The 11,796-nt window shown below is 61.2% G+C and carries 9 protein-coding genes; 4 read left to right on the plus strand and 5 right to left on the minus strand.

The window, feature by feature from the left end; all coding sequences use genetic code 11:
- The first annotated feature begins 2 nt into the window (after positions 1-2).
- Both JS46_RS06615 and JS46_RS06620 read left to right on the plus strand, forming a co-directional pair.
- Positions 3-1,787: a GMC family oxidoreductase gene (locus JS46_RS06615; protein ID WP_033749196.1), complete on the plus strand. Its 1,785-nt coding sequence runs from the start codon at positions 3-5 to the stop codon at positions 1,785-1,787.
- A gap of 10 nt (positions 1,788-1,797) precedes the next feature.
- Positions 1,798-3,114, plus strand: a complete 1,317-nt coding sequence (locus JS46_RS06620) for a cytochrome c (protein ID WP_033749197.1) — start codon at positions 1,798-1,800, stop codon at positions 3,112-3,114.
- A gap of 58 nt (positions 3,115-3,172) precedes the next feature.
- On the opposite strand, the gene JS46_RS06625 is transcribed toward JS46_RS06620, so the two are convergent.
- From JS46_RS06625 to JS46_RS06640, 4 genes are all read right to left on the minus strand, one after another.
- On the minus strand, positions 3,173-4,585 hold the full coding sequence (locus JS46_RS06625) for an MFS transporter (protein WP_033749198.1): 1,413 nt from the start codon (positions 4,583-4,585) through the stop codon (positions 3,173-3,175).
- Between the two features lie 186 nt (positions 4,586-4,771).
- Positions 4,772-6,292 carry a p-aminobenzoyl-glutamate transporter gene (abgT, locus tag JS46_RS06630; protein ID WP_033749199.1) on the minus strand — a complete coding sequence of 507 codons (1,521 nt, stop codon included), beginning with the start codon at positions 6,290-6,292 and terminating at the stop codon, positions 4,772-4,774.
- 77 nt (positions 6,293-6,369) lie between these two features.
- Positions 6,370-7,812 carry a M20 family metallopeptidase gene (locus JS46_RS06635; protein WP_033749200.1) on the minus strand — a complete coding sequence of 481 codons (1,443 nt, stop codon included), beginning with the start codon at positions 7,810-7,812 and terminating at the stop codon, positions 6,370-6,372.
- Positions 7,809-9,122: an amidohydrolase gene (locus JS46_RS06640; RefSeq protein ID WP_033749201.1), complete on the minus strand. Its 1,314-nt coding sequence runs from the start codon at positions 9,120-9,122 to the stop codon at positions 7,809-7,811. The genes JS46_RS06635 and JS46_RS06640 overlap by 4 nt, the downstream gene beginning before the upstream one ends.
- A 104-nt stretch (positions 9,123-9,226) precedes the next feature.
- On the opposite strand from JS46_RS06640, the gene JS46_RS06645 reads away from it, so the two are divergent.
- Positions 9,227-10,123 carry a LysR family transcriptional regulator gene (locus tag JS46_RS06645; protein ID WP_033749202.1) on the plus strand — a complete coding sequence of 299 codons (897 nt, stop codon included), beginning with the start codon at positions 9,227-9,229 and terminating at the stop codon, positions 10,121-10,123.
- Positions 10,124-10,197: 74 nt separating this feature from the next.
- A complete protein-coding gene (yjdN, locus tag JS46_RS06650; RefSeq protein WP_033749203.1) occupies positions 10,198-10,635 on the plus strand; it encodes a VOC family metalloprotein YjdN in 438 nt (145 codons plus the stop codon).
- A 242-nt stretch (positions 10,636-10,877) separates the two neighbouring features.
- Here the strand turns inward: yjdN and JS46_RS06655 are convergent, their stop codons facing one another.
- The gene (locus JS46_RS06655; RefSeq protein WP_033749621.1) at positions 10,878-11,744 is read right to left on the minus strand and encodes a nucleoside-specific channel-forming protein Tsx; all 867 of its coding nucleotides are present in this window, start codon (positions 11,742-11,744) and stop codon (positions 10,878-10,880) included.
- Between the last annotated feature and the right edge of the window lie 52 nt (positions 11,745-11,796).

Consider the following 11,796-nt stretch of genomic DNA (forward strand, 5'->3'; position numbering starts at 1 on the left):
TCATGGCAAACGAGATGAAAAAAGCAGACGCGGTAATCGTCGGTTTCGGCTGGGCCGGCGCGATTATGGCGAAAGAGCTGACCGAAGCCGGTCTTAACGTGGTAGCGCTGGAGCGCGGCCCGCATCGCGACACCTATCCAGACGGATCCTATCCGCAATCAATCGACGAGCTGACCTATAACATCCGCAAAAAGCTCTTCCAGGATCTGTCGAAAAGCACCGTCACTATCCGTCACGACGCCTCGCAGACGGCGGTTCCCTATCGCCAGCTGGCGGCGTTTCTGCCGGGCACCGGCACCGGCGGCGCAGGGCTGCACTGGTCTGGCGTACATTTCCGCGTCGATCCGACCGAGCTGCGCCAGCGCAGCCACTATGAAGAGCGCTACGGCAAAAACTTTATTCCGGAAGGGATGACCATCCAGGATTTCGGCGTCACCTATGACGAACTGGAGCCGTTCTTCGACAAGGCGGAAAAGGTCTTCGGCACCTCCGGCACGCCGTGGAGCATTAAAGGTCAGGTGGTCGGCAAAGAGAGCGGCGGCAACCCGTTCGCGCCGGATCGCTCCGACAAATTCCCGCTGCCGGCGCAGAAGCGCACTTACTCGGCGCAGCTCTTTGCCGAGGCGGCGAAATCAGTAGGCTATCACCCCTACGATCTGCCGTCGGCCAACACTTCCGGCCCCTACACCAACCCCTACGGCGCGCAGATGGGGCCGTGCAACTTCTGCGGCTACTGCAGCGGCTACGCCTGCTACATGTACTCGAAAGCGTCGCCGAACGTAAACATCCTGCCCGCGCTGCGCCAGGAGCCGAAGTTCGAGCTGCGCAACAACTCATACGTGCTGCGCGTCAACCTGACCGACGACAAAAAGCGCGCCACCGGCGTCACCTACGTCGATGCGCAGGGGCGTGAAGTGGTGCAGCCAGCGGATCTGGTGATCCTGTCGGCGTTCCAGTTCCACAACGTGCACCTGATGCTGCTTTCCGGCATCGGCAAGCCCTATAACCCGATCACCAACGAAGGCACCGTCGGCCGCAACTTCGCCTATCAGAATATCTCGACCCTGAAGGCGCTGTTCGACAAAAACACCACCACCAACCCGTTTATCGGCGCGGGCGGTGCAGGCGTCGGCGTCGACGACTTCAACGCCGACAACTTCGACCACGGGCCGCACGGCTTCGTCGGCGGTTCGCCGTTCTGGGTCAACCAGGCAGGCACCAAGCCGATCTCCGGTCTGCCGACGCCGACCGGCACGCCGAACTGGGGCAGCAAATGGAAAGCGGCGGTGGCGGATACCTACACGCACCATATCTCTATGGACGCCCACGGCGCGCATCAGTCCTACCGCGCGAACTATCTCGACCTCGATCCCAACTACAAAGATGCCCATGGCCAGCCGCTGCTGCGCATGACCTTTGACTGGCAGGATAACGACATCAAGATGGCGCAGTTTATGGTCGGCAAGATGCATAAGATCGCCGAAGCGATGAGTCCGAAGATGATTATCGGCGGCGCGAAAAAGCCGGGCAGCCATTTCGACACCACGGTTTATCAGACCACGCACATCAGCGGCGGCGCCATTATGGGCGACCATCCCGCCACCAGCGCGGTGAACCGCTATCTGCAGAGCTGGGACGTGCCGAACGTCTTTGTGCCGGGCGCCTCCGCTTTCCCGCAGGGACTGGGCTACAACCCGACGGGCATGGTGGCAGCGCTGACCTACTGGTCGGCGAAAGCGATCCGCGAACAGTATCTGAAAAACCCGGGTCCACTGGTGCAGGCATAAGGAAATGGCGATGAAAAACGGCTTACTGGCCCTGATGCTGGGCACGATGACCTTTGCCGCGCTGGCGGACGATAACGGCGGCGATCGGGTAAAACGCGGCGAGTATCTGGCGCGCGCGGGCGACTGCGTCGCCTGTCATACCAGCAAAGATGGCAAACCCTTTGCCGGCGGCCTGCCGATGGCGACGCCGATCGGCACCATCTACTCCACCAATATCACGCCGGACAAAGCGACCGGCATCGGCGACTACAGCTACGACGACTTTCAGAAGGCGGTGCGTCACGGCGTGGCAAAAAATGGCGATACCCTCTATCCGGCGATGCCTTACCCTTCCTACGCGGTGGTGAGCGACGAGGATATGCAGGCGCTCTACGCCTACTTTATGCACGGCGTTGCGCCGGTCGAGCAGGCTAACCACAAAAGCGACATTCCCTGGCCGCTGTCGATGCGCTGGCCGCTGGCGATCTGGCGCTCGATGTTCGCGCCGGATGTCAAAGCGTTTCAGCCGATGGCGCAGGAAGATCCTGAGCTGGCGCGCGGCCGCTATCTGGTGGAAGGCCTGGGCCACTGCGGCGCCTGCCATACGCCGCGCAGCATCACCATGCAGGAAAAAGCGCTGAACAACGGCGAAGGCAATGACTATCTGGCGGGCAGCAGCGCGCCGATTGACGGCTGGACCGCCAGCAACCTGCGCGGCGATAACCGCGACGGACTGGGACGCTGGAGCGAAGAGGATCTGCGCCAGTTCCTGCGCTACGGCCGCAACGACCATACCGCCGCGTTCGGCGGCATGACCGACGTGGTGGAACACAGCCTGCAGCATCTCAGCGATGAGGATATCGCGGCGATCGCCCACTATCTGAAGTCGCTCGGCGCGAAAGATCCGAGCCAGGCGGCGTTTAGCGTCGATGACGCCACGGCGAAAGCGCTGTGGAAAGGCGACGACAGCGCGACCGGCGCATCGGTCTATGTCGATAGCTGCGCGGCCTGTCATAAAACTGACGGCAGCGGCTATCAGCGCTTTTTCCCGGCGCTGCGCGGCAACCCGGTGGTGATGGCAGAGGATCCGACTTCGCTGATCCATATCGTGCTGGCGGGCGGCACCTTACCGGGCGTGAAAGGCGCGCCGACCACCATCACCATGCCGGCGTTCGGCTGGCGGCTTAACGATCAGCAGGTGGCGGACGTGGTGAACTTTATCCGCACCAGCTGGGGCAACGGCGGCAAGGCGGACGTTACGGCGAAGGATGTGGCGAAGCTGCGTAAAGATAAGACCATCCAGCCTTATCAGGGCAGCGCGGATATCCATCAGCTCGAAAATCAGTAACCCTCTAAAGAGGCCCGGCTGACGCCGGGCCTCTTTTCCTGTGGCTTGCGCCTCTCCCTTAAATATTCTCCAGATCGATACCGCGCGTCTTCGGTCCGTAAATCCCCACCGACAGCATCACCATCAGCATGCTCGCCACGATAAAGGCGATGACCCCCTGGCTGCCCGCATACTGCAAAATCAGGCCGATCAAAATACTGCTGAACACCGTCGAGAGGCGGCTGAAGGAGTAGCAAAAGCCGACCGCGCGGGCGCGAATATGCGTGGGAAAAATCTCCGTCTGGTAAGCGTGATAGCTAAAGGTCAGCCAGGCGTTGGAGTAGGTGATCAGAAAGCCGCAGAGGATCAGCAGCACCGGGTTGGTCTGAAACGCGAACAGCGTGCCGAACACCACCGTCATCAGGCAGGAGAAAACGATCTGCCATTTGTTCTCAAACTTATCGGCGTAGCGGCTGCAAATCAGCGAGCCGAGCGGGTAGGCGAGGGTGATAAAAAAAGCGTAGAGCAGGCTGTGGGTGACGGTCGTGCCTTTGCCCGACAGCAGCGCGGGCAGCCAGTTGCCGAAGCCGAAAAAGCCGATCGCCTGAAAGAAGTTCATCACCACCAGCATCAAGGTGCGCTTGCGGTAGGCCGGCGACCAGATTTCGCTGAACCGGCCACGCTTCGGCAGCTGCGCCGCCGCGTCATCCGGCGGGAAGTCTGCGCCGGGCGCCACGCCGCAGCGTTTCTCCATCGCGCTCAGCACCTGATGCGCCTCCTGATGACGACCCTGCTGCGCCAGCCAGCGCGCTGACTCCGGCAGATCCTTACGAATAAACCAGATAATCAGCGAACAGAGCGCGCCCGCGATCACCACCCAGCGCCAGCCTTCAAGGCTTAACAGCGTCTGCGGCACCAGCCACCAGGACATCAGCGCCACCGTCGGCACGGAGAGAAACTGCACGAAAAACGAAAAGGCGAAGGCGCGGCTGCGCAGATGCGTGGGCACCCACTCCGAGAGGTAGGTGTCGATGGTAACCAGTTCGATGCCGAGGCCGATGCCCACCAGAAAGCGAAACAGAATAATCATCTCCGCGCTCTGCTGAAAGGCCATCAGCAGCGAGAAAATGCCATACCACGCCAGCGCGCACATAAAGGTCAGGCGTCGGCCGAAGCGGTCGGCATAAGGCGCGAGCAGGCTGGCGCCGACAAACAGGCCGAGAAAGGTGGCGGAGGCGAAGGCGGCCTGATCGGCGATGCCGAACACGCCCGCGCTGCCGGTGTGAAAGACGCCGGCGGCCAGCAGCCCGGAGCTGATATAGCCGGTCTCAAACAGATCGTAGAGTTCGAAGAAGCCGCCGAGCGCGAGCAGCGTAATAAAACGCCACAGTCCGCGCGATGAAGGCAGCGCGTCGATGCGCCCCGCTAAGCTGTTGTTCGGCGTCGGCGCAGCGAACCCCGGCGCCATCCCTGGAGTGCAGGTGGTTGTCATTATTTTATAAACCTCGGTGTGACGGTGTTTGCCTGTCTCGCTAACGGCGTGGCGATGTTGTAAAAATAGTGACCGTTAGCAAGCGAAGAGAGTGCAGAATAATCAATTCGGCGATCCTTGCCGAGAGGGTTGTTGGTGAGTTTTTAGCAACGTACGTTGCACTTTTCGCCGTCCCTGGCGAGACCGCTACGGCATCTGCGGCCAGACGCCCGGTCCGATAGGCAGGCCCAGCGCATACCAGGCGAGCAGCAGCGCAATCCAGGTGATGAAGAAGACCACCGGATAGGGGAAGATCAGCACGTAATAGGTGCCGAGCTGGGCATCTTTCTGGTAGCGCTGCAGGAAAGAGAGGAACAGCGGCAGAAAGGGCGACATCGGCGCCAGCGGCAGCACCGCCGAGTCGGCGATGCGGAAGATCATCTGCGCGAAGGCGGGGTGAAAGCCGAGCAGCATAAACATCGGCACGAACACCGGCGCGAGAATCGACCAGATCGCCGAGCCGCTGGCGATAAACATGCAGAGAAACGCCGACAGGAACATCAGGCCGAGAAAGGCGGGCGCGCCGCTGATGCCTGCGCTCTCCAGCACGTCAGTCAGCCCGATGGCCATAAACTTGCCCATGTTGCTCCAGTTGAAGAAGGCCACGAACTGCGAGAGCGGAAACACCATTACGATAAAGCCCGCCATGCTCTTCATCGGCTCAACCAGCAGCTGCGGAATATCGTCCGGGCGGCGAATTTGCTTCGTGACCGCGCCGTAAACGATCGCCACCACAAAGAAAAACAGGATGATGATCGGCACGATGCCCCTGATGAAGGGCGACGGCACGATGCCGCCGGTCTTAGGATCGCGCAGCGGCGCATGCTCCGGCACCACCAGCAGCGCCATCACGCCGATAAACAGCAGCGCCGCAATGCCCGCCGCGCGCAGGCCGCGATTCTCCAGCGGCGTCAGGGCCGCCAGCCGCTCGCTGCTTCCCTCTTTCCACTGCGGCAGGCGCGGCTCGATAAATTTGTCGGTGAGAATGGCGCCGGCCACGGTCAGCACGATCACCGAGGTGGCCATAAAGAACCAGTTATCGATCACGCTGACGTGCACCGTGTCGCTGACCGCCTTCGCCGCTTCGGTGCTGATGCCGGAGAGCAGCACGTCGGTGGTGACAATCAGCAGGTTGGCGGTAAAGCCGGAGGCGACGCCGGCGATCGCCGCCAGCAGGCCCGCCACTGGATGGCGACCCACAGCGAGGAAGATCAGCGCGCCGAGCGGCGGCATCACCACCAGCGCGGCATCGGAAGAGATATGGCTGAAAAAGGCGATAAACAGCACCATGTAGCTGGCGTAGCGGCGGCTGACGCGCGACGCCATCTTCACCATCAGCGACTGCAACAGGCCCACTTTTTCCGCCAGGCCGGCGCCGAGCACCAGCGCCAGAATCGAGCCGAGCGGCGTAAAGCCGCTGAAGTTTTTGATGATGTTGGGCAGGATCCACTGCAGGCCCGCGACGCTCAGCAGATTGTTGACGCGCACCATCTCGCCGCTGACCGGGTTTTTCACTGCCAGATCGAGAGTGCTGATAATGGCGGTCGCCACCATCAGCACCACAATCAGATAAACAAACAGCAGGAAAGGATTGGGGACTTTGTTGCCGACCCGCTCGATCCAGCCGAACACTTTCCCAGGGCTGCGATTCTCCGACATTACGGTCATGATATTCCTCGTCTTGTATGGTCGTGTTTGCGTTTTTTTATTGTGTTATCGGTCCGCGCCTGAGGCGCGGCCGCGGCTCAGTTGGCCAGTTTTGAAGGCGCGACGCCTTCGGGAATCGGGCATGTATAGGGCTGCGCGCGGCGCGCGCGGTCGAACTCGGCGCGGCAGCGCGCCAGCGCCTGTTCGTCGGTCAGCAGCTCCAGCACGCTGGCGGCCATCACTTTGGCCGCCAGCAGCATGCCCTTGTGCGCGATAGTGGTGCGCCCCTGCGCCACCAGCTGCCAGGTGTGCAGCGGCGTGCCGAAGGCAAAGCAGGGCGCGAAACACTGCGCGACCGGCGTGACCCAGCTGACGTCGCCGACGTCGGTGGAGCCGTAGAGCAGCTCGCGCGTCGCCGCGCAGGGCGCCACCTCGTCCATCAGCAGCTTATCGCCGTGCGCCTCAATCCACGCCGCGCCCGCCTCGCCGCCGGTGCGTGCCGCATTGAGCCGCGCGGTGCGCAGATCCTCCTCGCTCAGCGTGGCGCGGATCTCGGCGGCGAAAGCGCGCTCGTCCTCGCTGTAATGCGGCAAACCGAAGTGATGCAAATAACGCTCCATCACCGCTTCCAGCGCGCGATTCGGCACGTAGTTGGAACACGCCTTGTCGAAGCGCACCGTCACCTGCGTGTCGGTCATCAGCGCCGCGCCCTGGGCGATATTGATCACGCGCTGGTAGATCTCCTGCGCCTGTGGCAGCTCGGGCGCGCGGATCAGGTAGAGCACTTCGGCGTCGGCCTGCACCACGTTGGGCGAGACGCCGCCGCTGTTGGTCACCGCATAGTGCAGCCTCGCTTCCTGCACGATGTGCTCGCGCAAAAAGTTGGCGCCGGTATTCATCAGCGTCACTGCATCGAGGGCGCTGCGCCCGAGATGGGGCGAGGTCGCGGCGTGCGCCGCTACCCCTTTAAAGCGAAAGGCCGCCTGGATATTGGCGAGGGTGCTGAGGTTGAACAGGCCGCTGAAACCTTCGGGATGCCAGGTGACGGCGGCATCGACATCGTCGAACAATCCTTCGCGCACCATAAAGGTTTTGCCGGATCCGCCCTCTTCGCCGGGACAGCCGTAGAAGCGCACCGTGCCGCGCCCGCCGTGCTGCGCCATCCACGCCTTCAGCGCGAACGCCGCCGCCACGCCGGCGGTGCCGAGCAGATTATGGCCGCAGCCGTGACCGTTGCCGTTCTCTTCCAGCGGCTCCGGCCGCGCGCAGCCCGCCCGCTGGCTGAGTCCGGCCAGCGCGTCGAACTCGCCGAGAATGGCGATCACCGGCTGGCCTTCGCCCGCGCTGGCGACAAAGGCGGTTTCGATATTGCCGACGCCGCGCGTCACGGCGAAGCCTTCCTGCTCCAGCGCGTCGGCCAGCAGCGCGCTGGAGCGCGTTTCGGCGAAGCGGGTTTCCGGCGTGTCCCAGATGGCGTCGCTAAGAGCGGTAAAGCGCGCCTGATGGGCGTCGATATAGTCGGCCAGGAAGTCAGCGTTCATCGGCCGCCTCCGAACTGCGCCTGATTGAGCGCCAGCGTCGCCAGCATCTGCACCGCTTTGCCCATTACGCTTTCGTCAAAGTCGAAGCGGGCGTTATGGTGGCCCGCCGCCAGATCGCAGCCGAAGATGGCGTAGGTCGCCTGGCCGCCGCGCTGTTTAACGCGCTCCATCATGTAGGTGGCGTCTTCCGATCCGGCGGCCTGCGCCTTGCGATCCACCACCGAGTCGAAGATGCCGAGCGCCTCCGCCTGCTGGTGGAGAAAATCGACCCAGGGCTGGGTCGGCGTGCAGCTGCGCGCCGCGCCCATTAGCCTGACCTCATACTCCACGCCGTACATCGCCGCTGCGCCAGCGATGACGCGCAGCGCCTGCTGGTAAATGTCATCGTTAACCTGGTTACTGACGCCGCGCGTCTCGACCTTCATCAGCGCGGTGTCGGCCACCACGTTGCGGCCGGTGCCCGCCTGCAGCACGCCGACGTTGACGCGCGCGACGCCGCCGCTGTGCTGCGGCAGCCCGTGCAGTCCCAGCGTGGCCTGCGCCGCCGCCAGCAGCGCGTTGCGCCCCTCTTCAGGCCTGCCGCCCGCATGCGCGCCGACGCCGGTGAAATGCACGTCCAGCTTGGTGGTGGCGAGGAAGCTGTCGCTGCCGCACACCAGCTCGCCGGCGGGCACGCCGGTGCCGAGATGGATAGCGGTAAAGAGATCGACATCGTCTACCACGCCCGCCTCCACCATCGCCTTCGCGCCGCGCACGCCCTCCTCGGCAGGCTGGAAAATCAGCTTGATCGTGCCGCTCAGCTGCGACTTCATCGCCATCAGCACGCTGGCAAGCGCCAGCCCGATAGTGGTATGGCCGTCATGGCCGCAGGCGTGCATCATGCCGGAATTGCAGGAGACGAAACCCTCGCGCTGCGGCAGGTGATCGGGCGCCTGGCTCTCGTTAAGATCGAGCGCGTCCATATCGACGCGGAATCCCATCACCGGGCCGGGACGACCAGTCTCCAGCGTGGCGACGACGCCGCAAAAGCCGCCGGAGAAATAGGGCAGCCACTGCGGCAGCGCGCCCTGCTGCAGCGCACGCGCCTCCTGCTGTTTCAGAACCTCAGCGTTGGGAAGTCCCATACGCGCCTCGGCGTTAATCACCTCGCGACCCAGCTGCAGTTGATAACCCAGTTTATGCAGCGCGTCGGCCACCCGCGTCGCGGTGCGGAATTCCAGCCAGCCGGATTCGGCAAACTGATGAAGATCGCGTCGCCAGCTTTGCATCTGCGGCACCAGCGCCTGAACCTGCTCAGAGAGGGTTGTCATAGGAGATCCTTATTGATGGTTTTTTATGCATACGGTCGAATTTACACAAGCTGTGCAGGCCGCATAAGATGCGAATATCTTTCTCCTGATAAACAGTGGTTATCATGCCGTCACAGTTAAAGTTGCATCAGCTGCGCGCCTTCGTTGCGGTTGCGCGCCAGGGCAGTATTCGCGCCGCGAGCCGTCTTTCCGGGCTTTCTCAGCCGGCGCTGACCAAAGCGATTCAGGAACTGGAGCAGGTTTTAGGCGCAAAATTGTTTGTTCGCCGTCAGCAAGGTGTGGTGCTGACCGACGTGGGTGATAACTTTTTTCGCCATGCCAGTCTGGTTTTGGAAGAATTACGTGTGGCGCAGGAGGATATTCAGCAGCGGCTTGGACTGGCAGGCGGCCAGGTGAATATCGGCGTCGGCGGCAGCGTGGCGCGCACCATCATGCCGCAGGTGATCACCCAGTTTCATCGCGAGTATCCGCTGGTCAAGGTGCGTATTGTTGAAGGCCAGCTAGTGTCGATGATCCCAGAGCTGCGCCAGGGCGAACTCGATTTCACTATTAATACCTATGACCAGAGCCATCTCGACCAGGAGCTGAGTTTTGAGAAAATGATGCAGCGCGACTACAAAGTGGTGGTGCGCAAGGGGCACCCGATGGAAAAGGCGCGATCGCTTGAGGCGCTCCAGCAGTGCGACTGGACAATGCCGACGCCGAAGGGCAGCTACTATCGCCTGCTGCACGATCTCTTTGCCGAGCGCGGCATGGCGCCCAAAATCGTGGTGTCATGCGAAACCTTTATGGCCTGCACCAGTCTGGTCGCGCAGAGCGACTTTGTCAGTATTCTGTCGGTCGATGTCATCAACGATGCGGTACTCGGCCAGCAGCTGGTGGCGCTGGATCTGGACGATCCCTTACCGAAAGCGACCTTCTATTTGATCCAGCGAAAGGAGACGGCGCTGACGCCAATGAGCGCTTACATGGCGCAGCTCTTTCGTCGTTATTGCCAGTAAAAACAAAGGATAAAGTCGATCGTCTACACTGTTAGGGTACTGTAAGAAATCCAACCGACAATATAGAGGTGAAGATGCAAGTCAGTCCTTATCTGTTTCTCTATGGCCGTTGTGAAGAGGCTATCGACTTTTACCTGCAGGCTACCGAGGGAGAGTTGCTCTATAAAATGACGTTCGGTGATATGCCGGATCAGGGCGAGCAGGTGGGCGATCAATCTGCGCCGCCGCTACCGCCGGAAAAGATTATGCATGCCCAGCTGCGTATCGGCGAAGGGGAGCTGATGCTGAGCGACGGCAATACCGAGAAGCCGCCGGCATCGGAGCACGCCGGTTACGCGGTCAGCCTGTCGACCACCGACGTGGAACAGGGTAAAGCGTGGTTCGAGAAACTGTCGGCGGGCGGGAAAGTGACGACGCCGTGGCAGGAGACCTTCTGGTCCAACGGCTTCGCGATGTTTATCGATAAGTTCGGCATTCCGTGGCGCATCAACGTCGAGAAGCCACAGGAATAAGTTAGGTTCAGGCAGGTAAAGCGCTTACGTAGTGAGCCTGATCCGATCGCAAAGTCGCTCAAGGCATCCTTGCTTGCTCGGCCCGCGCGGATACGCACCTCGTCCTTGAGGTGCGCCCGTAAACGGGCCAACGCGCTGCGTTGTTCAAAAACGCTCCCGGCGTTTTTGTCTTTGCCGCGAGACGCTTTGCTCTTTGGCTCAGGCTCACCGCTTTGTAAGATCGGTGCTATTAGCCCGCTTTATCAGAAGTTATAACCCGCCACCAGGTAGTAACCCCAGCCGGTTGATTTCACTTCAAACGGCCCACGGCCGAAGTTCAGCTCCTGACCATCCGCCCACTGACCGCCGTTATGGAAGTAACGCGCCACGGCGGAAATATGCCAGTGGTCGTAGCCCAGCGACAGAATATGACTGGAGGCGACAGAGTTGCTGGTGCGCGATGCGTCTGACTTGTCGCGCAGATCGGAACCCCAGTCGAAGTTGGTAAAGCCGATATAGCTCAGGTTGCCGCCCCACAGCGTGGTAATCGGCACCATATATTTCACCTTGAAGCGATAGCCATCCCAGCTGTTCTCGTTCGCCGCGCCGTAGTTCTCCCACTGATATTTGGCGTAGACGTTAAGCGACAGGCCGACGTCGCTGTGCGTGTCGATGTCGGTGCCAAGACCCATATACCAGGTGTTCTGACGGTTATCGCTGTTGCGGCCCATATCGTAGATATAGTTGTTGGCGAAGTACCACTCTTTGAACGGACCGAAGGCCAGGCTGGTGCCGGTCAGCTTATCGATAGAGAAACGCGGCTCGATTTCCATGAACATCGGCGAACCATGGTCGAAAATACCGTTGGCGTTGCTATTGCCCATGCCGAAGAAGTTGGTCAGATCGAGGTAGCCGTAAAAATCGAACCAGTCTTTTTTCGCGAAGGCTTCATATTCCAGATAAACGTCGTTATTGAACTGCGGTCCGAAGCGAGTGTGATAGCTGCCCACCACGTTAACGCTCTGGTGCCACCAGTCGGAGAGATATTGCGGATCGCTTTCGGCGGCCTGCGCGCCGCTGCTCAGGGAGGTTGCCAGCAAGGCGCCTGCTATCAAGGTTTTAAATTTCATTATCATTAACCACATGCTTTTGACCGCGCAGCGACGCAGTCAGAGTGAAATC

The organism is Pantoea sp. NGS-ED-1003 (assembly GCF_000738765.1).
In the GTDB taxonomy this organism is placed as follows: domain Bacteria; phylum Pseudomonadota; class Gammaproteobacteria; order Enterobacterales; family Enterobacteriaceae; genus Pantoea; species Pantoea septica.